Source organism: Stenotrophomonas sp. SMYL11 (assembly GCF_036320005.1).
Lineage (GTDB): Bacteria > Pseudomonadota > Gammaproteobacteria > Xanthomonadales > Xanthomonadaceae > Stenotrophomonas > Stenotrophomonas maltophilia_A.
On sequence record NZ_JAWIRS010000003.1, the window covers coordinates 1 to 25,861 of the forward strand.

Consider the following 25,861-nt stretch of genomic DNA (forward strand, 5'->3'; position numbering starts at 1 on the left):
ACCGCCTCCCTGGTGAAATTAGCGCTGTGGAACCACCCGATCCCATCCCGAACTCGGAAGTGAAACGCAGCTGCGCCGATGGTAGTGTGGCTCAAGCCATGCGAGAGTAGGTCATCGCCAGGGTTTACACCCAAAACCCCGCTGCTCACGCAGCGGGGTTTTTCTTTGTGCGCAGAAAATGCCGGGTAGTGCCGGCCGCTGGTCGGCAATCCGATGGCGTTACATCGCCCGGTAGATCCACGCCATACGGGGATATTCTCCGCGGACAGCCACAGCGCCAACCAAGGTTGGCGACTACCGAGTGCAGGCGGACCCACAGCAGATCCACGCCATGCGTGGATGGCTGTCCCTGCGAAGAGCGGTGCCAACCCCGGCAGCAGGTCCAGACAGTGCGCGTCGCTGTGATTGCCGGCCAGCGGCCGGCATTACCAGTAGATCCACTCCATGCGTGGACGCCCTCCGCGACGAACCACGGCGCCAACCAAGGTTGGTAGCTACTGGCAGCAAGGCATACGCAACAATAAAGACGGCGCCCTGCGGGCGCCGTCTTGATCAGGATCGAACTGAAGGCCCGGATCAGGCGGCCTGCGAGACCTCGTGCGGTTCCTGCTGCCGGAACACCGAGACCGCTTCGGTCAGTGTGCCGGCCTGGCTCTGCAGCTCGCGTGCGGCCGCGGTCGCTTCCTCCACCAACGCGGCATTCTGCTGCGTGGCCTGATCCATCTGCACTACGGTCTGGTTGATCTGCTCAATACCGATCGACTGCTCCTGCGACGCCGCGGAAATCTCGCGCATCAGGTGGCTGACATCCTCCACGCCGCCAACAATGCCCTGCATGCGCTGGCCGGCGTCGGCTACCAGCTGGGCACCTTCGCCCACCTGGCGGCCAGCTTCGTCGATCAGCTTCTTGATCTCCTGGGCCGCCGCAGCGGAGCGTTGCGCCAGTCCCCGCACTTCGCTGGCCACGACCGCGAAGCCTCGGCCCTGTTCACCGGCGCGTGCCGCCTCCACCGCTGCGTTCAACGCCAGGATATTGGTCTGGAAGGCGATGCCGTCGATGACGCCGGTGATGTCACCGATCCGCTTCGAAGCACCTTCGATGGCCTGCATGGTATTCACCACCCGCTGCATGGCCGTGTTGCCGTCACTGGCAGCGCTCTGCGTGGAAGCCGCCAACGCACTGGCCTCACGCGCATGGGCGGCGTTCTGGCGCACGGTGGCGGTGAGTTCCTCCATCGATGCTGCGGTCTCCTGCAGGTGCGCGGCCTGGCGCTCGCTGCGCTCGGACAACGCGCCGTTGCCGGCGGCAATCTCGCTGGCGGCGGTACTGATCGAGGCCGCACAGTCCTGGATGCGACCGACCATGCGTGCCAACTGTCCGGCCGTGGCATTCGCATCGCGCTGGATGGCAGCGAAAGCGCCGTGATACTCGCCGTGCATGCGCCGGTCCAGATCGCCATTGGCCAGTGCCGAGAGCATCTGCCGCACTTCGTTGACGGTGCTGCCGAGCGTATCGAGCAGCTGGTTGATGCCACCGGTCAGCCCATCGAGGAAACTGGCACCTTCAGTGGCCTGCAGGCGCTGGTCGAGATCACCGGCCGCAGCCGCTGCGACGATGCCGGCCACGGCGTTCTCCAGCGCGAGTTCATGGGTGCGGTCATGCCATTCCACGGCGAAGCCCAGGCGCACGCCCTGCGCATCGAACACCGGGGTGACCACCTGCGCGAAGTGCACCGGGCCGATCTGCACCTTGCCGTTGTGCGCGACCTGCAGGCCGTTGAGGATCGCGCGGATGCGGTCCGGGTCGGCGTGGAAGCGGTGGATGCTGCTGCCGACCAGGCGCTCGGCGTCGAAATCGGGGAAGGCCTGTCGCAGTGTTGCCTGCTGGTTGCGCAGCAGTGCTACCACCGAGCGGTTCACGTAGCGGATCACGTGGTCGTTGTCGGCAATCATCATCGCGGTGCGCGAGGCATCGAGGGCCTGGCGGATCTGCGCATTCTCGGCATGCGCGTCAGCCTCGCGCCCACGCTGCACCTGCACGTGGCGGGCGGTATCGGCCAGCGCATGGGCCAGCGAACCGGGAGCATAGGCCGCGGTATCCGCATGTGTGCTCAGATCGGTGCCCGTAGCGATATCGCGCGCCAGAGCGGCCAGGCGGCGTGGGCCGTGGCCAAGCGCCTCGGTCTGCTGCCGCAGGCGCAGCGCGACCTGGCCGAGGAACATGGTCAGGCTGGCGAACAGGCCCGCCTGCAGCAACGTCTGTCCCACGGCTGCGCCGTGCAGCAGCGGTACCAGCAGGGCGAGGGTGCCAACACCACCGGCCAGCCATACCGGCAGGCGATCGCGGTGGCTGAGCAGCACGCCCAGCAGCAACGCGACCGGCAACGCCGGCGCCGGGCCGACGATCGCGCACAACAAGGCGAGCTGCAGCGACAACAGCAATGCCAGGCCATTGCGGGCGACAGCCCGGCCCGCCAGTGGACCGGCCAGCCAGAGGGCGGGCAGTACGGCGGCCGCGGCCAACGCAGCGCCCGGTACGTGGGGCCCACGCAGGGCCAGCACGAGGCCAGCCACAGCCAACGCCGCGCTGCCGATCAGCAGTCGACGGTCAGCGCGGCGCGCGAGCTGCTGCAGATGCGGCATGCGGGCGGTATCGGGGGGACGGGAGGATGCAACGGACATCGGCGACTCCTGGATCAGCAAACGACAACAGCCACGCCGCGGCACACGCAGGAGTGCGTGACCAGGGCGCGAGCCGGGAATTCGGGGAATGCGGCGCGATCAGCGACGCGGAGACGGGACACCGTGGCCACATCCTGTGGGTGACGGTGCGGCAGAGCGGGCATGCGGACTTCCTTGCAGAACCAGACACACGCCGCAGGCCCGACCGGACCTGCGTGCTGCGGACGCAGGGGCCCGCAACTGATGTATCGGCCGCAAACGCGCGGAGTGAAGCGCGCGGACGCTGCGACTCAGCCGGCGTTGTCGACGGCGAGGAAGCGCAGGATCACCTCGGCGATCTGCGCCGGTGTTTCCATGTGCAGGTGATGGTTGCCGGCGAACAGCGCCAGCCGTCCATCACGCAGGTGGCGCAGGCGGTCGCTGCGCATCGGCTCGGGATAGTACGACTGCGCCGGTGTGGCGTAGATCACCTGCGTCGGGCAGGCGATGGCCTGCAGCAGGTTGTCGATCTGGCCTTCGCTGAGGCGGATCGCAGTGGGCAGCATCAGGCGCGGGTCGCTGCACCAGCGGTAACCACCTTCGACCGTCTCCACGCCGCGCTCGACCAGCAGCCGTGCACAGCGCTCGCTGAGCTGGTTGGTCATCATCCGCGCGCGGATCGGCGCAGCGAGGTCGGGGAACACGCGCAGCTGCTTGCGTGCCAGTGCGCGCGTGGCATTCACATGCTCGCGCAGGCGGTTGGCGGTTTCTTCCTCGGGACCACGCAGGCCGCCGAGCGCTTCGATTGCCACCAGCCGTTCGACACGGTCGCTGACCGAGGCGGTGAGGCTGGCGATGCCGGCGCCCATCGAATGGCCGAGCAGGCTGAAACGGTCCCAGCCCAGCGCGTCGGCGACGTCGAGTACGTGACAGATGGCGGCGGCCGTGGTGTAGCTGGCACCGGCCGGCAGATGCGCGCTGTGGCCGTGGCCGGGCAGGTCGATGGCCACCAGCTGCAACGACGACAGGTGCGGCGCCAGCGGCACGAAGCTGGCCGCGTTGTCGAGCCAGCCATGCAGGGCCAGCACGCGCGGGCCGTCACCGTGGTTGCGCAGGCCGGCGACGCGCGCGCCACCGACCTCCAGTTCAAACGGTTGCAGACTCACGCCAGCGAGGCCACGGCCAGCCGCGCAAGCGCACGTGCGTGCTCCGGTTCGGCGTTGAGGCAGGGGATGTAGCGCATCGTCGCGCCGCGCTCGGCCAGTGTTTCGGTGAAGCCCAGTGCCACTTCTTCCAGCGTCTCCAGACAGTCGGTGGCAAAGCCCGGGCAGACCACGTCGATCTGCTTCACGCCGGATTCGGCCAGCGCCCACAGGCTCGGCTCGGCATACGGCTGCAGCCAGCGCTCGCGGCCGAAGCGCGACTGATAACCCATCTGCCAGTCGTCCCTGCCCAGCTCCAGCGCCTTGGCGATGGCCTGCGCACTGGCCTCGCAGCGCTGCGGATACGGATCGCCGGCATCGGCCAGTCGCTGCGGAATGCCGTGGAAGGAGAACATCAGTTTCTGGCCACGACCGTGCTGTTCCCAGTAGCGGCGGATCGAGCCGGCAACGGCGTCGACCCAGCCCGGATCGACCGAATAGTCGCGTACCAGGCTCACGGTCACGCCCGGATTGCGGCGCTGCCAGGCATCGACGCGGTCTTCGACCGAGGCGGTGGTGGTGGTGGAGTACTGCGGGTACAACGGCAGCACCACGATGCGGCGCGCACCGTCGGCCGCCAGCCGGTCGAGTTCGCTGGCCAGCGCCGGTTCGCCATAGCGCATTGCATGGCGAACCTTCAGGGTCGGCAACAGCGCTTGCATGGCCTGCGCCAGCTGGCGCGTATGCACCATCAGTGGAGAGCCCTCCGGCAGCCAGACCTGGGCGTACTTGGCCGCTGAACGGCTGCTGCGCAGCGGCAGGATCAGTCCGCGCAGCAACGGCTGCCACAGCAGTGCCGGGATCGAGACCACGCGGGGGTCGGACAGGAATTCAGCCAGGTAACGGCGTACGGCGGGGGCCGTCGGCGTCTCGGGCGTGCCTAGGTTGACCGCCAGCACGGCGGTATCGGGTGCGTCGAGCATGAGCGTATTGTCGCCGATCCGGTGCCTCGCCGGGATGCAGGGTTCGGATTGCAGGCATAGCGCGCATGAATGTGAGCAGGGAACGCTCATTGGGGATTCATGACAACACTACTAATTTCAGTCACTTGCTATATCTTCCTATGGACTGACTTCTGGAGCCTGCCATGCGTCGCCCGATCCAAGCCCTGCTGATCGCCGCCAGCCTGCTGTCCAGCCAGGCCATGGCCGGACCGCAGGAAGACCAGCGTGCGCGCAATGCCGTGCGCGTGCTGGCTGAAATCCAGGAAATCCCTGAACAGGGCATTCCGGACAAATTGCTCGACGAAGGCCGCGCGGTCATCGTCATTCCCGACACGATCAAGGCCGGTCTGGTCATTGGCGGTCGTCGTGGCCACGGCCTGATGTCCGTGCGCATGCCCAACGGTGCCTGGTCCAATCCGGTGTTCGTGAAGCTCACCGGCGGCAGCATCGGCTTCCAGGCCGGCGTGCAGTCCTCCGATGTGGTGCTGGTGTTCCGCAACGACCGTAGCCTGGACAACCTGGTCAACGGCAAGTTCACGCTGGGCGCCGATGCGGGTGTCGCCGCCGGCCCGGTCGGCCGCAATGCCGCCGCCGCCACCGACGGTCAGCTGAAGGCCGAGATCTGGTCCTGGTCGCGCGCCCGCGGCCTGTTCGCCGGTGTCGCCCTGGATGGTGCGGTGCTGCAGATCGACGATGCCGCCAACCTGGAGGCCTACGGCAGCAACACCACGCCGCGGATGATCTTCGAAGGCCGCGCCGCGGGCTCGCCGTCGATGGATGTGGTCGCCTTCCGCGATCGTCTGGAAGAGGCCACCTACGCCGCCCGCAACAACCGCAACGGCAACGGCGGTAGCGCGCCACGCCCGGCAGCGGCCCCGGCCGTTGCTCCGGCGCCTGTTCAGGCAGCGCCGGCCGCCCCAGCCGAAGCCACCACCGCACCGCTGCAGAACGTGCCGCAGAACCCGCCGCCGCAGCAGCAGGGCTTCCAGCCGGTCAACGACGGCGAAATCCGCACGGAAACGCTGGGCGGAAACTGACTTTCGTCACGCGCGCCGGCTAACACCCGGTGCGCTATGCTCGACAGCCTGATCACTAACGTAACGAGCGTCTTTATGGGCAGTTTCAGCATCTGGCATTGGTTGGTCGTGCTGGCCATCGTCCTGCTGGTGTTCGGCACCAAGCGCCTGACCAGTGGCGCCAAGGATCTCGGTTCGGCGGTCAAGGAATTCAAGAAGGGCATGCGCGACGAGGACAAGCCGAACGCACAGCTGGGCGATGAATCGCGCAGCCAGGACGCCTCGCGCGCCGCGCAGGACGAGCACGACCGTAACGCTCGCTGATCCGGAGCGGTCGCGGTGTTTGATATCGGCTTCAGCGAGCTGCTGGTGATTGCAGTGGTCGCCCTGGTGGTGCTCGGTCCCGAGCGCCTGCCCAAGGCGGCCCGCTTCGCCGGCCTGTGGGTGCGACGTGCCCGTAATCAGTGGGATTCGGTGAAACAGGAACTGGAGCGCGAACTGCAGGCCGAGGACATCAAGCGGCAGATGCAGGACGTGCGCCAGGGCATGCAGGACACCGAGAACCAGCTGCGCGCCAGCGGTGAAGCGATCCGTCGCGAAGCGCAGGAGGCCCGGCAGCACGGCGATACGCTGGCGCAGGAAGTACGCGCGCCGGCGCCCGCAGATCTTCCGCCGCACATGAGCGCCGTACCCGACGCCGATGCGCCGGCACAGGAGAGCGTTGCTCCCGAGCCGACGCCGGCGACACCCCCTGAAGCCGGTGCGCCGCCGCCGCAGAGCAGCCCGGAGCGCCAGCCATGAGTGAACAGGATTTCGGCGAAAGCTCGCTGGTCGAGCATCTGGTGGAACTACGCGGCCGCCTGGTGCGCGCATTGCTGGGCCTGGGCGTGGTGCTGCTGGCGCTGCTGCCGTTTACCCAGAAGCTGTACAACGCGCTGGCCGAACCGCTGGTCTCGCAGCTGCCGAACGGGCAGACGATGATCGCCACCAACCCGGCCGGTGCCTTCTTCGCACCGCTGAAGCTGACTTTCTTCGTGGCCCTGTTTGTGGCGGTGCCGTGGCTGCTGTACCAGCTGTGGGCGTTTGTTGCCCCGGGCCTGTATGCGCGCGAGAAGCGCCTGGCGGTGCCGTTGCTGGTGTCGTCGGTGCTGCTGTTCTACACCGGCTGTGCCTTCGCCTACTTCCTGGTGCTGCCGGCGGTGTTCCACTTCCTCACCACCTTCAGCCCGGACGTGATCGCGATCACTCCGGATGCGAACGCCTATCTGGATTTCGTGCTGGCGATCTTCTTTGCCTTCGGCGGCAGCTTCGAACTGCCGGTGGCGATGGTGATCCTGGTGCTGCTGGGCTGGGTGACGCCGCAGCAGTTCAAGGAAGGCCGTGGCTACGCAATCGTCGGCATCTTCGTGGTGGCCGCAGTGCTGACCCCGCCGGACGTGGTCTCGCAGCTGATGCTGGCGATTCCGATGTGCCTGCTCTACGAGCTGGGCATCCACGCCGCGCGCTGGCTGGTGCCGTCGTCGGTAGTGAAGAAACCCGCCGCCTGAAAGAAAAAAGGGGACGGAGGGGATTAAGTCGTTAGCTGCACACACTGGGCATGAACGACTTAATCCCCTCCGCCCCCTTTTTCCGTCAGGCGTGGAACACGTCGCTCGAGGTCGGCGTGGTCGGGATCGGCGGGGCCGCGCGGCTGCCGCGATGCACGAACATCTGCTTCCACGCGGCATAGACCGCGCCGACATACAGCGGCATCAGCACCGTGGTCAGCACCAGCTGGGCGATGAAGGCCGCGGCCAGCGGGCCACCGATCAGCATCGCGACCTGGATCACGATCACGAACAGGATGTACATGCAGAACGCGGCGATCAGGCCGAGCGCGGCGAACACGAACATCGCGCCGATGTTCTCGATGCAGCCCTGCAGGCTCAGGCGCAGCGCATGCATGCCGCTCTGCTTGTCGAACACCACCAGCGCCGGCTGGGTGAACATCGCCAGCGACAGCGCCACCGCGCTCAGGAACACCAGAAGCATCCACAGCGCGATGCGCTTGGCCGGCAGGTTGGCGACCAGCGCGGCCGCATCTTCCGGCTTGATCTGCTGGCCACTGCGGCTGATCTCTTCCATCTTGGTCATGACCTCGCTGAAGGCGGTGAAGCCCTCGCGGCCGATCATCATGAACAGCAGCGCGCCCAGCAGCAGGACCGCCAGCACCTGGATCGCCAGCGGCACCAGCAGGTGGCTGACGCGGTGGTCGCGGATCGGCTGCAGCAGGTGCGAGGCCAGGCCCGGCCGGCCTTCGTCGATCTCGCCCACGGCATACAGCATGCCGCCGAACATGATCGGCGAAATGGCCAGGGTCATGAGCTGTACTGCCATGCCGGCGGCGCCGGGAATCAAGGTCGACAGCAGGGTCACCACCCAGCTCACCAGCAGCCAGGTCAGGCCGATCCGGGCCAGCTGCAGCGGCGCACGCCGGTACAGGGAGAACGTATCCAGCAACCACTGGGCGCCCGCCGAGGCCGGCAGCTTGCGAATCTCTTTCATGGACATCCGGGAAGGACAGGAGGGGGCCGGGCGGCTGCCCGTGCCGCCGATTATCCCTGTTTTGCCATCGGCTGGGCTGAAGACAGCCGCGCCTGGCGGACGAAGCGCCGCAACAGCTGGCGGGCCAGCGGCGCGGCACTGACCGCGCGCTCGATGCTGCGGGCGCAGCCGCCATGGCGGCCGATGCAGTCGGCGCGGGCGCGCACGTAGCCGCGCATGTGGTGGGTGGCGAACTCCGGATGGAACTGCACACCCCAGGCCTGGCGGCCCCAGCGGAAGGCGTGGCAGCCGTCCAGCGGCGAACGGGCCAGCACCTCGGCCCCGTCGGGCGCGCGCAGCACGGTCTGCAGATGGGTGGCGTGGGCAGCGAAATGCTGCGGCAGGCCCTGGAACAGCGGGTCCTGTGCGGCCTGCGGCTGCAGTTCCAGCTCGATCGTGCCGGACTCGCGGCCGGCCGGGTTGTAGGCCACCTCGCCACCCAGCGCGTGCGCCAGCAGCTGGTGGCCGTAGCAGATGCCGAACACGGGCAGGTCGTCGTGGGCCGTCTGGCGCAGCCATGCGGCGCTGCGCTCACTCCATTCGGCGTGGTCGGTGACGAAGGCGGCCGAGCCGGTCACCAGCACGCCAGCGAAGGCATGCGGGTCGGGCAGGGCGCCACCGTGTTCGACATCGACCACCACCGTCTCGTGCTCTTCCAGCCCGGCGGCGACGCGGATCCAGTGCGGAAAGCGCCCGTAGCGGCGCAGCGTCGGTACCGGGCGGCCGGTTTCAAGGATCAGGAACGGGGCTGGGTTCATCCGGGGGCGGCAGCACTGACAGGACTTCCTCGATTGTAGTCAGCCCCTGCGCCACCTTTTCAAGCCCGGCCTGGCGCAGGGTTCGCAGCCCTTCAGCCCGCGCAGCCCGGCTGAAACCGGCCAGATCCATGTCGGCGCGGATCTGCCCGCGCAGCCGCGAGCCCAATGGCAGCAACTCATACAGGCCGATGCGGCCGAGGAATCCGGTGCGCCGGCACTCCAGGCAACCGACCGGCCGACAGGGCGTGGCGGCATCTGGATATGCGGCATGGCTATCAGCCAGCACCGCCCAATCGGCGGCGCCGAGGCTGTGTGGCTGCTTGCAGTGCGGGCACAGCGTGCGCACCAGTCGCTGGGCGAGGATGCCGTTGAGGGTGCTGGCCAGCAGGTAGTGCGGCACGCCCAGGTCGAGCAGGCGGGTGACCGCCGAGGGCGCGTCGTTGGTATGCAGGGTGGACAGCACCAGGTGGCCGGTCAGAGAGGCCTGCACCGCCATCTGCGCAGTTTCCAGGTCGCGGATCTCGCCGATCATGATGATGTCCGGGTCCTGCCGCAGCAGGGTGCGCACGCCGCTGGCGAAGTCCAGGTCGATGTTGGCCTGCACCTGCATCTGGTTGAACTCGGGCGCGATCATCTCGATCGGGTCCTCCACCGTGCATACGTTCACGTCCGGCGTGGCCAGCCGCTTCAGCGTGGAATACAGGGTGGTGGTCTTGCCCGAGCCGGTCGGGCCGGTGACCAGCACGATGCCGTGCGGGCGCTCGACCAGTGCATTCCAGCCCGCCGCCTCCTGCGGGCTGAAACCGAGCTGGTCGATGCTCTTGAAGGCGGCATCCGGGTCGAAGATGCGCATCACGCACTTCTCGCCGAAGGCAGTGGGCATGGTCGACAGGCGCATCTCGACCTCGCGGCCGCCCGGCGAACGGGTCTTGATGCGGCCATCCTGCGGGCGCCGGCGTTCGGCCAGGTCCATGCGGCCGAGCACCTTGATTCGGCTGACTACCGCGGTCATCACCGCCGGCGGTACCTCGAACACCTTGTGCAGCACGCCGTCGATGCGGAAGCGCATGCGCCCCATTTCGCGGCGCGGCTCCAGGTGGATGTCCGACGCGCGCTGCTCGTAGGCGTACTGCAGCAGCCAGTCGACGATGTGCACGATGTGCTGGTCGTCGGCGTTGACGTCGCCGGTGCGGCCCAGCTCCACCAGCTGTTCGAAGCTGGGCAGGGTGGTATTGGCTTCGCCACGCACGTCGCCACGGGCGCCGCGCACCGAACGGGTCACCCCGTAGAACTCCATGGTGTAGCGGTGCAGGTCCAGCGGGTTGACCACCGCCAGCTCGATGCGGCGGCGGGTCAGGTGCTGCAGGTCGCGGCGCCATTCCTGTACCAGTGGCTCGCTGGTGGCCACCAGCACGCGCTCGGCATCCACTGCCAACGGCAGGAAACGGTGGCGGCGCGCGTAGGCATGCGAGACCAGCGCGGTGACCGCGGCAACGTCGACCCGGGTCGGGTCGATGCGCAGGTAGCGGCTGCCGGTGCGCTGCGCCAGCCACTCGGTGAGGCGCTCCAGGGTGAGTTCGCCACCGCCGTTGGCGGCCAGCTTGAGGTTGGACAGCAGCACCAGCGGGTGCACTTCACTGGCGTTGCGTGCGCCCTGCGCGGAAAAGCGCATGCGCTCGCGGTCCTGCTCGCCCACCAGGCCATCGGCGATCAGGGCCGCGGCAATCTGCTCGAACTGCAGGCGACCCCACGGCAGCGGCACGCCGCCAGCCTCGCCGGGCGTGCCCACCGGCAGCCGATGTTCCATCTGCCTGCTCCTCCCGGGTACGGAATGCCCCGCAGGTCGGCCGTTATACTAGCGCACCCCCTTGCCGGCCAAGACTCGTACGCATGTCCGCGACCCCGACCGTTCCGATCACCTTCCAGGGCCTGATCCAGACCCTGAACCAGTTCTGGGCCCAGCAGGGCTGCGTGCTCATCCAGCCGCTCGACCTGGAGGTGGGCGCCGGTACCTTCCACCCGGCCACCTTCCTGCGTGCGATCGGTCCGGAGAGCTGGAACGCGGCCTACGTGCAGCCCTCGCGTCGCCCGACCGACGGCCGCTACGGCGAGAACCCGAACCGCCTGCAGCGCTACTACCAGTACCAGGTGGCGATGAAGCCGGCGCCGGACAACATCCAGCAGCTGTACCTGGATTCGCTGAAGGCACTGGGCATCGACCCGCTGGTGCACGACCTGCGCTTCGTCGAGGACAACTGGGAGTCGCCGACGCTGGGCGCCTGGGGCCTGGGCTGGGAAGTCTGGCTCAATGGCATGGAAGTGACCCAGTTCACCTACTTCCAGCAGGCCGGTGGCCTGGAGTGCCGCCCGGTGCTGGGCGAGATCACCTACGGTCTCGAACGCCTGTGCATGTACCTGCAGAACTGCGACAACGTCTACGACCTGGTCTGGACCCACGGCCCGGACGGCCAGCCGGTGACCTACGGCGATGTCTACCACCAGAACGAGGTGGAGCAGAGCACCTACAACTTCGAATACGCCGACGTGGAAGAGATGTTCCACCGTTTCGATGCCTGCGAACGTGAAGCGCAGAAGCTGGTGGAAGTGAACCTGCCGCTGCCGGCCTACGAGCAGGTGATGAAGGCCAGCCACACCTTCAACCTGCTGGATGCGCGCCGCGCGATCAGCGTGACCGAGCGCCAGCGCTACATCCTGCGCGTGCGCGCGCTGGCCCAGGCGGTGGCCAAGGCGTACTACGAGCAGCGCGAGAAGCTGGGCTTCCCGGGCGCGAAGAAGGCCTGACGGCCGCTCTCCCCCTTACTCCGGGGCGCCGGACGCGTCGCGCGCTGCGCCCCCACCACAGGATTGAAACGATGAGCCAACTGTCCCCCCTGCTGATCGAACTGGGCACCGAGGAGCTGCCGGTCAAGGCGCTGCCGGGCCTCGCCCAGGCGTTCTTCGATGGCGTTGTCGACGGCCTGCGCAAGCGCGGCGTCGCACTGGAACTGGGCGATGCGCGCCCGCTGTCGACCCCGCGCCGCCTGGCCGTGCTGCTGCCGGGCGTTGGCCTGGAACAGCCGGAACAGCACAGCGAAGTGCTAGGCCCGTACCTGAACATCGCGCTGGACGCCGAAGGCCAGCCGACCAAGGCCCTGCAGGGCTTCGCCGCCAAGGCCGGGATCGACTGGACCGCGCTGGAGAAGACCACCGACAACAAGGGTGAGCGCTTCGTGCACCGCGCGGTGACGCCGGGCGCGAGCACGGCCAGCCTGCTGCCGGAGATCCTGCGCGAGGCAATCGCGGCGATGCCGATTCCCAAGCCGATGCGCTGGGGCGACCACGCCTGGGGCTTCGCGCGCCCAGCGCATTGGCTGGTGCTGTTGCACGGTGCCAACGTGGTCGAAGCCGAGCTGTTCGGCCTGCAGGCCGGCCGCGTCAGCCGTGGTCATCGCTTCCACCACGACCAGGCGGTGTCGCTGGCACAGCCGCAGGATTATGTTGAAGCCCTGCGCGCCGCGTTCGTGCTGGTCGACCCGAGCGAACGCCGTGCGCGCATCGTCGCCGAAGTCGAGGCCGCCGCGGCCAAGGCGGGTGGCAGCGCCCGCATCACCGACGACAACCTGGAACAGGTGGTGAACCTGGTCGAGTGGCCGTCGGCAGTGCTGTGCGGCTTCGAACGTGCGTTCCTGGCGGTGCCGCAGGAAGCGCTGATCGAGACGATGGAGGTCAACCAGAAGTTCTTCCCGGTGCTGGATGCCGCTGGCACCCTGACCGAGAAGTTCATCGGCATCGCCAACATCGAATCGAAGGACGTGGCCGAAGTGGCCAAGGGCTACGAGCGCGTGATCCGCCCGCGCTTCGCCGATGCCAAGTTCTTCTTCGACGAGGACCTGAAGCAGGGCCTGGTGTCGATGGGCGACGGCCTGAAGACGGTGACCTACCAGGCCAAGCTGGGCAGCGTGGCCGACAAGGTGGCACGCGTGGCCGCTCTGGCCGAAGTGATCGCCCCCCAGGTCGGCGCCGACGCCGCGCAGGCCAAGCGGGCCGCGCAGTTGGCCAAGAACGACCTGCAGTCGCGCATGGTCAACGAGTTCCCGGAACTGCAGGGCATCGCCGGTCGCCACTACGCCGTGGCCGGTGGTGAATCGCAGGAGGTGGCGCTGGCCATCGACGAGGCCTACCAGCCGCGCTTCGGCGGTGACGACATCGCGCTGTCGCCGCTGGGCAAGGTGCTGGCGATTGCTGAACGTGTCGACACGCTCGCCGGTGGTTTCGCCGCCGGCCTGAAGCCGACCGGCAACAAGGACCCGTTCGCCCTGCGCCGCAACGCGCTGGGCCTGGCCCGCACGATCATCGAAAGCGGCTTCGAGCTGGACCTGCGCGCGCTGCTGGCCAGCGCCAACGCCGGCCTGGCCGCGCGCAACGTGCAGGCCGATGTCGGCGAGCTGTACGACTTCATCCTCGACCGCCTGAAGGGCTACTACAGCGACAAGGGCGTGCCGGCCACGCACTTCAACGCCGTCGCCGAGCTGAAGCCGGCCTCGCTGTACGACTTCGACCGCCGCCTGGATGCGATCGGCACCTTCGCCGCGCTGCCGGAAGCCGAGGCGCTGGCTGCGGCCAACAAGCGCATCCGCAACATCCTCCGCAAGGCCGAAGGCGACATTCCCGCCCAGATCGACCCGGCGCTGCTGCAGGAAGACGCCGAGCGCGCGCTGGCTGAAGCGGTCACCGCGGCCATCGACGACACCGGCGCCAGCCTGCAGCACAAGGACTATGTGGCTGTGCTGGCCCGCCTGGCACGCCTGCGCCCGCAGGTCGACGCGTTCTTCGATGGCGTGATGGTCAATGCCGAGGATCCGGCGCTGCGTGGCAACCGCCTGGCGCTGCTGACGATGCTGGGTGAGCGCCTGGGCAAGGTGGCGGCGATCGAGCATCTGTCGAGCTGACGCCCGTATCGGTAGTGCCGGCCGCTGGCCGGCATTGCCACCGCGCATCGGATCGATGGCGGATGTCCATCGGGGTCATTGCCGGCATCGCGCACGATGCCGGCATCCTCGGCTGCGATCACGACGATCGCCACAAAGGCGCGTATTTTGACCGCCACTTAACAACCGATCCCCAATGACGTGATGCATTTCGCATCATCACCTTCGGTCGGTATGCTGTGCCGCATGCAGCCAAAGAAATACGCCCTGCCGCTGATGGTCCTGTCGCTGGCCGCCACCTCCGTGGCCCACGCGCGCGGCACCATCGACAAGGTGGACATCAAGGGATTGGACAAGGGCGACGACGCCGCAATCATCGAGAACATCCAGGAATCGCTGTCGCTGTACGACACGATCGGCAAGGAACAGGGCGAATCGCGCCTGGAGTACCTGCTGTCACAGGCCGAGCGGCAGACCCGCCAGGCACTGGAACCATTCGGATACTACAACCCGGTGATCAAGGTCGAGGCGCCGCGCGAGGACGAGCACGTGCGCGTGCTGATCCATGTCGACAAGGGCACCCCGGTGACCGTCCGCCGCGAGCACATCGACATCACCGGACCGGCGATGTACGACCAGTACCTGCAGGACGATCTGGCCGCGTTCAAACCGCGCAAGGGCCAACGTTTCGAACACACGCAGTACGAAGCCAGCAAGATCACCGTCACCCGTCGCCTGGCCGAACGTGGGTATTTCGATGCCGACTACACCCAGCGTCAGGTGCAGATCACCCGTGCCGACAACGCCGCCGACATCGACCTGACCTGGGACAGCGGCCGCCGCTACAACATGGGCCCGGTGCGTTTCGAGCAGGACTACTTCGTCGACAAGCTGTTCGATCCGCTGGTGTACTGGGAACAGGGCAGCTACTTCCACGAGGGCAAGCTGGACCGGCTGCGCGAGTCGCTGACCAAGCTGGACTACTTCAGCGTGATCGACATCCAGCCGCGGCCCGACCAGGCCGATGCGAACGGCGAAGTGCCGGTGGATGTGAAACTGACCCGTGCCAAGCGCACCATCTACACCGCGGGTCTGAGCTACGGCAGCGAAAGTGGCCCGGGTGTGCGCGGTGGCATCGAACGGCGGTGGCTGAACAACCGCGGCCACAAGATGAACACGCAGCTGGACTATGCGCAGAAGCGCAAGAGCCTGGTCACCAGCTACCGCATTCCGGCCTTCAACTGGCTTGACGGCTGGTACACCTTCGCTGCCAGCGCCTACGACGAGCAGACCGACTACATCGACCTGCGCAACTTCAAGCTGATCGCCAGCCGCAGCGGCGAGATCAACGAACACTGGACCGCGATCGCCTCGATCAACGCGCTGCGCGAGCGCTGGCGCTATGCCTCCGGCACCGAATTCACCGACGCGGTCTACAACACCTCGACGCTGGTGTACCCGCAGGTGGTCGCCGACTACGTCAACGTCGATGACGAACTTTTCCCGCGCAAGGGCATCAGCGGTACTGCGACGGTGCGTGCCGGCGTTGAGGGTGCCGGTTCGGACACCAGCTTCGTGCAGGCCAATGCCGTGCTGCGCTGGTACATCCCGGTGGGCGAAAGCAACCGCCTGATCCTGCGCGGCGAGGGTGGCACGACCTGGACCAGCGATCTGGTGGCGATGCCGCCCAGCCTGCGCTACTTCGCCGGTGGTGACCGCAGCATCCGCGGCTATGCCTATCGGGAGGTGGGCCCGCGTACCCCGGCACCGGACAAGTACGCGCTGGGCGCCAAGAACCTGGTGATCGGCTCGGCCGAGTACGAGCACTATTTCAATGGTGGCCCCTGGGGTGCGGCGGTGTTCGTCGATACCGGCAGCGCCTTCGACAACACCATCGATCTGCATACCGGCGTCGGCTTCGGCGTGCGCTGGAAATCGCCTGTGGGCCCGGTGCGCGTGGATATCGCGCATGGCTTGAACAACCCGGATTCGCAGTTCCAGCTGTACCTCAACATCGGAGCGGACCTGTGAGTACGCCCGCACCCACTCCGAACCCGACCACGCCGCCGCGCGTGCGCTTCTACCGCCGCCGCCGCTTCTGGGCCTGGTCCGGTGCGGGCGTGCTGGGCCTGGTGCTGCTGGCCCTGCTGGCGGTGTACTGGCTGCTGCAGACCGTGGCCGGGCGAGACGTCCTGCTGGCACAGGTGGTGGCACGGCTGCCGGTCGGCGCCAGCTTCACCTGGGACAAGGTGGACGGCCCGGTGGCCGGCCCGCTGACCCTGTACAACGTCGACTTCCGCTACGACGACATCCATTTCCACGCCGAGCGCGCGCACCTGGAGCCGGACCTGCGCCCGCTGCTGGGCCGCAAGCTGCTGCTGGACAAGCTGGAACTGACCAACGCGACGTTGAACCTGGCCAAGAGTGATGAGCCGTTCAAACTGCCGTCCTGGCCCGATTCGCTGCCGCAGATCGAAATGCCATTGGCGATCCAGGCCGATGCCATCGCCATCGATGGTTTCCGCATCAGCCAGGCCAACGAGCCGGTGATCGACATCAGCCGCGTGCGCGGCGGCATCGAGATCGCCAATGGCGAGTTCCAGGCACACAAGCTGGTGGTGGACAGCGACATGGGCAATTTCACTGCCCAGGGCCGTTACATCCCGGCCAAGGACTACGACACCGATGTGACCGTCACTGCAGTGCTGCCCGCCCCGCGTGGCCGCACTGCCGCCACGATCGGCCTGGTCGCGCGCGGCGACCTGTCGCACATGGAAGTGGCCGTGGCCGGGCGCGCGCCGAAGCCGCTGCACGCGATGCTGGTGTTCGATGGCCGCACCGATCCGAGCTGGAGCGCCAGCATCCGCAGTGACGAGCTGGATCTGGCGCTGCTGTCGCCGGCACTGGCCAGCTCGGCGATCGCGCCGCTGGCACTGGACTTCACCGCCGCCGGCAAGGGCGGCAACGCCAACCTGCGTGGCAAGGTGAAACAGGGCGATCAGGAACTGGAACTGGCACCGTCGGTGGTATCGCTGAAGGACCAGGTGCTGAAAGTCTCACCGCTGCTGGTGAAGGGTCTTGGCGGTGAGGCGCGGCTGGAAGGCACCGCCGATTTCAGCCAGGAAGACCAGCAGAAGCTCAACTTCTCGGTGGTCGCCCATGACCTGACCTATGTGCCAGCGGCGGACCCGAACACCGCCGGCAGCGCCCCGGTGCCGGTCACCTTGAAGGAAGCACGCTTCGGCCTGGCAGGTACCCTGAAGGCCTGGGCGACGATCGGCCGCGCCGAGGTCGAGCGCGACGCGCAGAAGGCACAGCTGCACTTCGATGTGCGCGGCAACGATCAGGCCGCGTCGATCCACCAGCTGCAGGCGCAGACCCCGGGCGGGCAGCTGCAGGTGGAAGGCCAGGTGGCGTGGGCACCGCAGCTGGACTGGGATGCCAAGGCCACGCTGAAGGACTTCGATCCCGGCTATTTCGTGCCGGGCTGGAACGGCCGCCTGTCCGGCAACCTGGCCTCCAAGGGCCGCCAGCTGCCGCCGCCGGCAAACGCACCGCCGGGTACCGCCGGCACGTTGGAAGCCACGGTCGATCTGCCGTCGTTGAAGGGCGTGCTGCGCCAGCGCAACCTCGACGCGCAGGGCAAGTTCGCGCTGCAGGGTGCGCAGGGCCAAGGTGATCTGAAGCTGTCGCTGGGCAGCAGCCGGGTGACCGCTTCGGGCAAGGTCGGTGACCGCCTCGACATCGATGCGCGTTTCGAACCGCTGCAGCTGAGTGACCTGCTGCCGGGCGCCGATGGCGGCCTGCGTGGCCAGGTACAGGTGAAGGGCCCGCGCGATGCGCCGGACATCACCGCCGACCTGGTCGGCAACAACCTCAACTGGGACGGCTACGGCGCCGAGAGCGTGAGCATCAAGGGCCACCTGCCGTGGCGCGGCGACAGCGGCTCGCTGGCGATCCAGGGCCAGCAGGTCAATGCCGGCATGCTGCTGGAACGCTTGAACGTGGATGCGCAGGGCAGTGTCTCCAACCTGCGCCTGGCTGCGCAGACCCGCAACGAGATGGGGGCGATCGAGCTGCAGGGCAGCGTGCGCCAGCAGGGCACGCAGTGGCGCGGCGAGCTGGCCTCGCTGCGCATCGCACCGGTGAAGGGTGATGCGTGGTCGCTGCGTGCACCGGCGGCGTTCGCGATCAACGGCAGCACCTACACCCTGTCCGAAGCCTGCCTGGCCGCCGCCAGCAGCGGCGCGCTGTGCGCACAGGCCAACTGGCCGCGCGAAGGCCTGGTGGTGCGCAGTGATGCGCTGCCACTGGCGCTGGTGCAGCCGTGGTTGCCGCCGCAGTCCGGCCGTCGCATCTACCTGCGTGGCGATGTCAGCCTGGACGCGCAGATCCGCCCGCGCGGCAACGCCTGGGAAGGCCATGTGGAAGTGCGCTCGAAGGAAGGCGGCGTGCGCCTGGGCGAGAATCGCAACACCGTGGGGGACACCACCCGTGGCGAGCTGGTGCGCTACGACCAGTTCTCGCTGAAGCTCGACATGACCCCGGCCAGCATCAAGGGCTACCTGGGCATGGGCTTCCAGGGCAACGGCTTCGTCGACGCCAGGATGCAGACCGGCTGGGAAGCCAGCGCACCGCTGAACGGAGAGCTCTACCTCAACATGTCGCGGCTGTACTGGCTGGAGCTGTTCTCGCCGGACATCGTGCGACCGACCGGCCTGATCGAAGGCCACGTCAGCCTGCGCGGCACGCGCGGCCAGCCGTCGCTGGGCGGTGACGCGCAGCTGAGCAACTTCAAGGGTGAATTCCCGGCGCTCGGCCTGACCTTCGACCAGGGCAAGGGCAGCTTCGTGGCCCAGCCCGACGGTTCGGCCAAGATCACCGCGCAGGCCAACTCCGGCCAGGGCACGCTGTACGTGGATGGTGGCCTGTCGTGGTTCGGCGATGCACAGCCGCTGCAGCTGAAGATCCATGGCGAAAACGTGCTGCTGTCCAACACCAGCGAACTGCGCATCGTTGCCAATCCCAACCTCGACTTCACCCTGGCCAAGGCCGCGATGGAGCTGCGTGGCACCGTGCACGTGCCCGAGGCCGACATCGATCTGGAGCGCCTGGACCGCGGCACCTCGGTGTCCGAAGACGTGGTGGTGCTCGACCCGGCCGATCCGGAAGAGTCGCGCACCTCGCCGCTAGACATGGACCTGACGGTCAGCCTCGGCGACAAGGTGAAGATGACCGGCTTCGGCCTGAAGGGCGCGCTGACCGGAAAGATGCAGGTCTGGGCCAAGCCTGGCCGCGAAATGACCGCCAATGGCGGGCTGGAAGTGAGTGGCCGCTACAAGGCGTACGGGCAGGACCTGACCATCACCCGCGGCAACCTCACCTGGAACTACAACGCGGTGTCCGACCCGCGCATCAACATCCGTGCCGAGCGCCGGATCGGTGATGTCACCGCCGGCATCGACGTGACCGGGCGTGCGCAGCAACCGCGTGCGGACGTGTGGTCCGATCCGGCGATGTCGCAGTCCGAAGCGCTGGCCTACCTGGTGCTGGGACGCAGCCTGACCGGTGCCAGCAGTGACCAGACACAGCAGGTCAACGCGGCCTCGGCGGCATTGTCCGCCGGTAGCGGACTGCTGGCCTCGCAGCTGGGTGCCAAGCTGGGCCTGGACGATGCCGGCGTAAGCCAGTCGCGCGCGCTGGGTGGCTCGGTGATCGGCGTCGGCAAGTACATCTCGCCCAAGCTGTACGTCGGCTACGGCGTGTCGCTGGTCGGTGCCGGTTCGGTGATCACGCTGAAGTACCTGCTGCGCCGCGGCTTCGACGTGGAAGTGGAATCGAGCACGGTGGAAAACCGTGGGTCGATCAACTGGCGCAGGGAAAAGTAGATCCACGCCATGCGTGAATGGGATAAACGCCGGGCCACGCCCGGCGGGCGCAATACCCCCCAACCATCGGCCGTTGCCCCATCCGGCCCCAGCGGCTATGGTCCCGGGCTGTTCTGTCGTACCGGATTGCCTCATGTCACCACGCAAAGCCCTTCCCACCGCCCTGGCCCTGGGCCTGACCCTCGCCGCCGGCGCCCACGCCGATGAAGGCATGTGGATGCCGACCCAGCTGCCGGAGCTGGCCAAGCCGCTGCAGGCCGCAGGCTTCAAGGGCAATCCGGCCGACCTGGCCAATGTCACCGCACCGCCGTTGAGCGCGGTGGTGCGTGCCGGTGGCGGCACCGGCTCGTTCGTATCGTCGGACGGCCTGCTGCTGACCAACCACCACGTGGCGATGGGCGTGATCCAGTACAACAGCTCGCCCGAGCACGACCTGATCAACGGTGGCTTCATCGCCAAGGACCGCGCCGATGAGCGCCCGGCCAACCCGGACTTCCGCGTGCTGGTCACCGTCGGCTTCGACAAGGTGACCGACCAGGTACTGGCGCAGGCGCGTGGCAAGACCGGCCGTGCCTACTTCGATGCCGTGGATGCGGCCAGCAAGCAGATCGTGGCCGAGTGCGAGAAGGACGGCAGCGTGCGCTGCTCGGTGGCCAACATGTACTACGGCACCGACTTCTACCGCATCGCCCAGCTGGAACTGAGCGACGTGCGCCTGGTCTACGCGCCGCCGCGTGCGATCGGCAACTACGGCGATGAGATCGACAACTTCATGTGGCCGCGCCACACCGGCGACTTCACCCTGCTGCGCGCCTATGTCGGCAAGGACGGCAAGCCGGCCGCTTACAGCCAGGACAACGTGCCCTACCAGGCGCCGGCGCACCTGCAGATGTCGGTGGAAGGCCCGAAGGAAGGCGACTACGCGATGCTGGCCGGTTACCCGGGCATCACCTACCGCCACCGTACCGCGGCCGAATTCGCTGGCCAGATCGATACCGTGCTGCCGCGCCGGGTCTCGGTGTTCCAGCAGATGATCGACACCATCGAGGCCGCCAGCGCCAAGGACGCGCAGGCGCGCACCCGCTACGCCTCACAGCTGCAGTCGCTGAAGAACAACCGCAAGCGCGCCGCGGGTGAGCTGGAAGGCCTGCTGCGCAGCGACGCCAAGGCCCAGCGTGCCGCCGACGAGACGGCGATGCTGGCTGCTACCGACCGCAAGTACCAGGGCGATATCAAGGCGCTGCTGGCCAACCTGTCGCAGGGCGCGGCGGTGGGCGAGCGTGACCTGCTGCTGGACCAGATGGCCGCACAGAGCCAGCTGCTGCGCTCGGCGCTGCTGCTGGAGCGCCTGCGCATCGAATCGACCAAGCCGGACGCACAGCGCGAGAGCGGTTTCCAGCAGCGCGACCAGGCGATGATCGAAGGCGTGCTCAAGCAGGTCCAGCGCCGCTACGCGCCGGAAGTCGAGAAGGCGCTGCTGACCACCCTGCTGACCCGCTACCAGAAGCTGCCTGACGCGCAGCGCGTGGCCGAGTTCGATGCCGCCTTCGGCCGTACCCCGCAGCAGCTGGCCAAGGCACTGGACACGCTGTATGCCGGCACCCAGCTGGGTGACGAGGCGCAGCGCCTGTCGCGCTTCGCTGCTGCACGCGAAGGCAAGGCGCTGGCTGCCGATCCGCTGATCACCGTGGCCGCCCCGCTGGTGGCCGCGCAGCTGCGCATCGAGAACGAAAGCAAGACCCGCGAAGGCGAGCAGCTGCGCCTGCGCCCGGCCTACATGCAGGCGCTGTTCGCCTGGCGTGCCAAGCAGGGCCGCGCGGTCTACCCGGATGCCAACCGCACCCTGCGCATCAGCTACGGCAAGGTCGAAGCGCTGCATCCGCGCGACGGCGTGACCTACTCGCCGGTGACCACCGTGGCCGGCATCGTCGAGAAGAACACCAACGCCTATCCGTTCGATGCGCCCAAGCCGCTGCTGGCCGCGATCGCCAAGGGTGACTTCGGTAGCACCGCCGACCCGGCGCTGAAGACCCAGACGGTCAACTTCCTGACCAACCTGGATACCACCGGCGGTAACTCCGGCTCGCCGGTGCTCAACGCCAAGGGCGAACTGATCGGCCTGAACTTCGACAGCAACTGGGAATCGGTCAGCGCCAGCTGGTGGTTCGACCCGCGCTACAAGCGCGCCGTGCACGTGGACATGCGCTACCTGCGCTGGCTGCTGGCCAAGGTCTACCCGGCGCCCGAGCTGCTGAAGGAAATGGGCGTGCCGGCCCAGTAAGAAGCCGGCCACGACCAATGGTCGTGGCCCGCACCGCGTAGGCCCCCACCTTGGTGGGGGTGGTTGCCCCCAACGAGCCCGCACCCCCGGCCACGCCTGGCCTACACTGCGGGTTCTTCCGACGGAAACGCGCGCGTGGTCTCCAGCTGGATCCTGCTGCTGGTCTCGGTTGCCTATGCCGCGCTGCTGTTCGGCGTGGCGTGGTGGGGTGACCGTCGGCCGATGTACCCCGACCGGCCGTGGCTGCGGCCGGTGGTCTACAGCCTGGCGCTGGCCGTGTACTGCTCGTCGTGGACCTTCTACGGCGCGGTCGGCACCGCCGTGCGCAACGGCGTGGGCTACCTGCCCATCTACATCGGCCCGCTGCTGCTGCTGTTGTTCGGCTGGCGCATCATCGAGCGCTTGGCGCTGATCGCGCGCAGCCAGAACGTGGTCTCCATCGCCGACTTCATCTCTTCGCGCTTCGGCCGTTCGCGGCGACTGGCGGCGCTGGTGGCGATCATCGCGCTGATCGGCATCATTCCGTATCTGGCCCTGCAGTACAAAGCGGTGGCGATGAGCCTGCAGGTGCTGACCGGCAACACCGGCCCGACCGGCTTCTTCACCGATCCCGCGCTGTACGTGGCGCTGCTGATGGCGTTGTTCGCCACCCTGTTCGGTACCCGCCAGGTCGATGCCACCGAACACCACCACGGCATGATGCTGGCGATCGCCTTCGAATCGGTGATCAAGCTGCTGGCGATGGTGGCGGTGGGCGTGTTTGCCTATCTGTGGCTGAGCAACCGCACCGACGCGGTGGTCGAGTCGGTGCATACGCTGTTCACTGGGTTGCCGCCGGTAGGCTTCATCTCGCAGACCCTGCTCAGTTTCCTCGCCATCGTCTGCCTGCCGCGCCAGTTCCATGTGGCGGTGGTTGAGTGCGGCGATGTGCGCGATGTGCGCCGCGCGCGCTGGATGTTCGGCGGCTACCTGGTGCTGATCTCGGGCATGGTGCTGCCGATCGCCACCGCCGGCGTGACCCTGTTCGGTACCGGCGGCAGCGTCGCCGACGACTCGATGGTGCTGGCCCTGCCGCTGGCCGAAGGCCGCAATGCGCTGGCGTTGATCGCCTATGTGGGCGGCTTCTCGGCGGCCACTGGCATGGTCATCGTGTCATCGATTGCGCTGGCCACCATGGTCAGCAACGACCTGGTGATGCCGGTGCTGCTGCGTCGGAGCGGTGACCATCAGGAGGCCGCCGACGTCGCCTCGCGCGTGCTGTGGATCCGCCGCCTGGCGATCCTGCTGCTGGCGCTGATGGCCTACAGCTACTACCGCACCAGCAGCAACGACAGCACGCTGGCCTCGTACGGCCTGATGGCGTTCGCGGCGGTGGCGCAGTTCGCGCCCGGCCTGATCGGCGGCCTGTACTGGCGCGGCGCCAGCCGTCGTGGCGTCGAGGTCGGCATGCTGCTGGGCTTCGCCACCTGGCTGTACACCCTGCTGTTGCCGGCGATGACCATGGCCGGCTGGGTCGATGCTGCGTGGGTGCAGCACGGCCCGTTCGGCATCGAGTGGCTGCGCCCGCAGCAGCTGTTCGGCATGACCGGCTGGGACCCGCTGACCCACGGCACGTTCTGGTCGCTGCTGGTCAACGCGGCGACGATGATGCTGGTGTCCGCGCGCTGGCGGCCCGGTGTGGACGAGCGACTGCGTGCCGCACCCTTCCTTGACCCGTACGCCGAACGCCCGTCGGTGGCAGGTGGCTGGCCCGGTCACGTGCATGTGGGCGATCTGCTGGCGCTGGCTTCGCGCGTAGTGGGTGAACGCCATGCGCGACGTTCGTTCTTCGAACAGGCGCAGTCACTGGGCCGTGAGCTGCAATCCTCGGCACCTGCCGACCGCCCGTGGGTGCAGTTCACCGAGCGCCTGCTGGCCGCCTCGATCGGTGCGGCCTCAGCACGCCTGCTGCTGACCAGCCTGCTGCGTGGCTCGGGCATGGATCTGGGCGAAGTGGTGGCCGTGCTGGACGAAGCCGGGCAGGAACTGCGCTTCAATCGCGAAATCCTGTCGACCACGCTGGAGAACATCAGCGCCGGGGTCAGCGTGGTCGATCCGGACATGCGGCTGACCGCCTGGAATCGCCGCTACCAGGACATGTTTGGTTACCCCGACGGCATGCTCTACGTGGGCCGCCCGGTGGCCGACCTGATCCGCTACAACGCCGAGCGCGGCGAGCTGGGCGAGGGCGATATCGAAGTGCAGATCAACCGCCGCATCGGCTACATGCGTGCCGGTTCACCGCACGTGTTCGAGCGCACCCGCAGCGATGGCAAGGTGATCGAGATGCGTGGCCAGGCGCTGCCTGGTGGTGGCTACGTGACCAGCTACAACGACATCACCGACTACAAGCATGCGGAAAAGGCGCTACTGGAAGCCAATGAGACGCTGGAGCAGCGCGTCGCCGAGCGCTCGCATGAGGCTGAGGTCGCGCAGCAATCGAAGACCCGTTTCCTGGCGGCGATCAGCCACGACGTGCTGCAGCCGTTGAACGCTGCGCGCCTGTTCGCCTCGGCACTGCGCGACAGTGATCACGTGAGTGACGAGCAGAAGCATCTGGCCGAGCGCGTGGATGCGTCGTTGCGTGCCGCCGAAGAGCTGCTCGATGGCCTGCTGGATGTGTCGCGGCTGGATGCCGGCGGCCTGCACCCGGTGATCGGCGAGTTCGACGTGAGCGCGCTGATGCGCGAACTGGCCGCGCAATACACCCCGGTCGCCGCCGGCCGTGGCCTGCGCCTGGACCTGTTCGCACGCCCGGCATGGGTGCGCAGTGACCGTCGCCTGCTGCGCCGCGTGCTGCAGAACTTCCTGGCCAACGCGCTGCGCTACACCCGCCAGGGCCGCATCGTGCTGGCCGTGCGCCAGCGCGGCGACGAAGTGGAACTGCAGGTGTGGGATACCGGCCCCGGCATTCCCGAACACCATATGCGGCAGATCTTCGACGAGTTCCACCGCTACCAGCAACCATTCGACTGGGGCGAGCAGGGGTTAGGCCTGGGACTGTCGATCTGCCAGCGCATCTCGCGCCTGCTCGACCATCGGTTGAACGCACGCAGCCGGGTCGGCAAGGGCTCTATGTTCTCGATCATCCTGCCGCAGGTGGCACCGCTGCCGGGCTACACCGAGCTGGCCACGCCTGCGCAGACCGTCGCCGCGCCAGTACGCAGCGATTCGCTGGCGGGCCTGCGCGTGCTGTGCGTGGACAACGACGAGGAGATCCTCGACGGCATGCGCGCGCTGCTGGGCCGTTGGCAGGTGCAGGTGATCACCGCGGCCACCGTCGACCAGGCGCTGGAGAAGATTGCCGAGCGCCCGCAGGTGATGCTGGTGGATTACCACCTGCACGACCGCATGGACGGCCTGGATGCGTTGGTGGCGCTGCGCGAGGCAGCCGGTTATCCGCTGCCCGGCGCACTGCTGACTGCCGATGGCCGCGACGAGCTGAAGCGGATGGCGCGCGAACGGGGTTACCGCGTTCTGACCAAGCCGATCAAACCGGCCTCGCTGCGCGCCTTCCTGGGCGCGCTGCGCGACGCGCAGTAGTGCCGGCCGCTGGCCGGC

16 protein-coding genes and 1 rRNA gene are annotated in these 25,861 nt (G+C 67.7%); 11 read left to right on the plus strand and 6 right to left on the minus strand.

Going from position 1 to position 25,861, the window contains the following annotated elements:
- Nucleotides 1-8: 8 nt before the first annotated feature.
- Nucleotides 9-123: ribosomal RNA gene (gene rrf, locus V3B46_RS06950) — 5S ribosomal RNA — on the plus strand.
- Between the two features lie 453 nt (nt 124-576).
- On the opposite strand, the gene V3B46_RS06955 is transcribed toward rrf, so the two are convergent.
- The 3 genes from V3B46_RS06955 to hemH form a co-directional block, all read right to left on the minus strand.
- The gene (locus V3B46_RS06955) at nt 577-2,682 is read right to left on the minus strand and encodes a methyl-accepting chemotaxis protein (protein WP_329891491.1); all 2,106 of its coding nucleotides are present in this window, start codon (nt 2,680-2,682) and stop codon (nt 577-579) included.
- A gap of 290 nt (nt 2,683-2,972) precedes the next feature.
- Nucleotides 2,973-3,827, minus strand: coding sequence for an alpha/beta fold hydrolase (locus tag V3B46_RS06960; protein WP_329891492.1), 855 nt, complete (start codon nt 3,825-3,827; stop codon nt 2,973-2,975).
- Nucleotides 3,824-4,786 carry a ferrochelatase gene (hemH, locus tag V3B46_RS06965; protein WP_262230326.1) on the minus strand — a complete coding sequence of 321 codons (963 nt, stop codon included), beginning with the start codon at nt 4,784-4,786 and terminating at the stop codon, nt 3,824-3,826. Before hemH ends, V3B46_RS06960 begins: the two co-directional genes overlap by 4 nt.
- Nucleotides 4,787-4,950: 164 nt before the next feature.
- Between hemH and V3B46_RS06970 the strand changes: the two genes are divergently transcribed.
- From V3B46_RS06970 to tatC, 4 genes are all read left to right on the plus strand, one after another.
- Nucleotides 4,951-5,844 carry a lipid-binding SYLF domain-containing protein gene (locus tag V3B46_RS06970; RefSeq protein WP_329891493.1) on the plus strand — a complete coding sequence of 298 codons (894 nt, stop codon included), beginning with the start codon at nt 4,951-4,953 and terminating at the stop codon, nt 5,842-5,844.
- A 75-nt stretch (nt 5,845-5,919) separates the two neighbouring features.
- Nucleotides 5,920-6,147, plus strand: a complete 228-nt coding sequence (gene tatA, locus V3B46_RS06975) for a Sec-independent protein translocase subunit TatA (protein WP_032128453.1) — start codon at nt 5,920-5,922, stop codon at nt 6,145-6,147.
- Nucleotides 6,148-6,162: 15 nt separating this feature from the next.
- Nucleotides 6,163-6,624 carry a Sec-independent protein translocase protein TatB gene (tatB, locus tag V3B46_RS06980; RefSeq protein ID WP_329891494.1) on the plus strand — a complete coding sequence of 154 codons (462 nt, stop codon included), beginning with the start codon at nt 6,163-6,165 and terminating at the stop codon, nt 6,622-6,624.
- Nucleotides 6,621-7,370: a twin-arginine translocase subunit TatC gene (tatC, locus tag V3B46_RS06985; protein WP_010482410.1), complete on the plus strand. Its 750-nt coding sequence runs from the start codon at nt 6,621-6,623 to the stop codon at nt 7,368-7,370. Before tatB ends, tatC begins: the two co-directional genes overlap by 4 nt.
- An 85-nt stretch (nt 7,371-7,455) precedes the next feature.
- Here tatC and V3B46_RS06990 read toward each other — a convergent pair whose 3' ends face one another.
- From V3B46_RS06990 to V3B46_RS07000, 3 genes are read right to left on the minus strand one after another with little or no spacing between them, the layout of a single operon-like run.
- Nucleotides 7,456-8,367, minus strand: coding sequence for a BPSS1780 family membrane protein (locus V3B46_RS06990; RefSeq protein ID WP_329891495.1), 912 nt, complete (start codon nt 8,365-8,367; stop codon nt 7,456-7,458).
- Between the two features lie 50 nt (nt 8,368-8,417).
- Entirely contained in the window at nt 8,418-9,164 is a 747-nt protein-coding gene (locus tag V3B46_RS06995) for a glutamine amidotransferase (RefSeq protein ID WP_329891496.1), read from the minus strand.
- Nucleotides 9,136-10,971, minus strand: coding sequence for a GspE/PulE family protein (locus V3B46_RS07000; RefSeq protein ID WP_329891497.1), 1,836 nt, complete (start codon nt 10,969-10,971; stop codon nt 9,136-9,138). Before V3B46_RS07000 ends, V3B46_RS06995 begins: the two co-directional genes overlap by 29 nt.
- Nucleotides 10,972-11,054: 83 nt before the next feature.
- Here V3B46_RS07000 and glyQ point away from each other — a divergent pair, with 83 nt between their 5' ends.
- The 6 genes from glyQ to V3B46_RS07030 all read left to right on the plus strand — a co-directional run bounded on the left by glyQ (nt 11,055) and on the right by V3B46_RS07030 (nt 25,843).
- Entirely contained in the window at nt 11,055-11,966 is a 912-nt protein-coding gene (gene glyQ / locus V3B46_RS07005; RefSeq protein ID WP_329891498.1) for a glycine--tRNA ligase subunit alpha, read from the plus strand.
- Nucleotides 11,967-12,037: 71 nt separating this feature from the next.
- Complete coding sequence (glyS, locus tag V3B46_RS07010; RefSeq protein ID WP_329891499.1) at nt 12,038-14,113, plus strand: glycine--tRNA ligase subunit beta; 2,076 nt, start codon at nt 12,038-12,040, stop codon at nt 14,111-14,113.
- Between the two features lie 213 nt (nt 14,114-14,326).
- Nucleotides 14,327-16,123: an autotransporter assembly complex protein TamA gene (locus V3B46_RS07015; protein WP_329891704.1), complete on the plus strand. Its 1,797-nt coding sequence runs from the start codon at nt 14,327-14,329 to the stop codon at nt 16,121-16,123.
- Nucleotides 16,120-19,980 carry a translocation/assembly module TamB domain-containing protein gene (locus V3B46_RS07020; RefSeq protein WP_329891500.1) on the plus strand — a complete coding sequence of 1,287 codons (3,861 nt, stop codon included), beginning with the start codon at nt 16,120-16,122 and terminating at the stop codon, nt 19,978-19,980. The genes V3B46_RS07015 and V3B46_RS07020 overlap by 4 nt, the downstream gene beginning before the upstream one ends.
- Before the next feature lie 133 nt (nt 19,981-20,113).
- Nucleotides 20,114-22,261: a S46 family peptidase gene (locus V3B46_RS07025; protein WP_329891501.1), complete on the plus strand. Its 2,148-nt coding sequence runs from the start codon at nt 20,114-20,116 to the stop codon at nt 22,259-22,261.
- A 135-nt stretch (nt 22,262-22,396) separates the two neighbouring features.
- Nucleotides 22,397-25,843, plus strand: coding sequence for a hybrid sensor histidine kinase/response regulator (locus V3B46_RS07030; protein WP_329891502.1), 3,447 nt, complete (start codon nt 22,397-22,399; stop codon nt 25,841-25,843).
- Nucleotides 25,844-25,861: the final 18 nt, after the last annotated feature.

Excerpts from the sequence above, each read along its gene's own strand:
- V3B46_RS07015 (WP_329891704.1), top strand. The coding sequence starts at position 14,327 with ATGCTGTGCCGCATGCAGCCAAAGAAATACGCCCTGCCGCTGATGGTC.
- V3B46_RS06955 (WP_329891491.1), bottom strand. The coding sequence starts at position 2,682 with ATGTCCGTTGCATCCTCCCGTCCCCCCGATACCGCCCGCATGCCGCAT.
- V3B46_RS06995 (WP_329891496.1), bottom strand. The coding sequence starts at position 9,164 with ATGAACCCAGCCCCGTTCCTGATCCTTGAAACCGGCCGCCCGGTACCG.
- V3B46_RS07025 (WP_329891501.1), top strand. The coding sequence starts at position 20,114 with ATGTCACCACGCAAAGCCCTTCCCACCGCCCTGGCCCTGGGCCTGACC.
- hemH (WP_262230326.1), bottom strand. The coding sequence starts at position 4,786 with ATGCTCGACGCACCCGATACCGCCGTGCTGGCGGTCAACCTAGGCACG.
- glyQ (WP_329891498.1), top strand. The coding sequence starts at position 11,055 with ATGTCCGCGACCCCGACCGTTCCGATCACCTTCCAGGGCCTGATCCAG.
- V3B46_RS06990 (WP_329891495.1), bottom strand. The coding sequence starts at position 8,367 with ATGAAAGAGATTCGCAAGCTGCCGGCCTCGGCGGGCGCCCAGTGGTTG.
- tatC (WP_010482410.1), top strand. The coding sequence starts at position 6,621 with ATGAGTGAACAGGATTTCGGCGAAAGCTCGCTGGTCGAGCATCTGGTG.
- tatA (WP_032128453.1), top strand. The coding sequence starts at position 5,920 with ATGGGCAGTTTCAGCATCTGGCATTGGTTGGTCGTGCTGGCCATCGTC.
- V3B46_RS06970 (WP_329891493.1), top strand. The coding sequence starts at position 4,951 with ATGCGTCGCCCGATCCAAGCCCTGCTGATCGCCGCCAGCCTGCTGTCC.
- V3B46_RS07000 (WP_329891497.1), bottom strand. The coding sequence starts at position 10,971 with ATGGAACATCGGCTGCCGGTGGGCACGCCCGGCGAGGCTGGCGGCGTG.
- glyS (WP_329891499.1), top strand. The coding sequence starts at position 12,038 with ATGAGCCAACTGTCCCCCCTGCTGATCGAACTGGGCACCGAGGAGCTG.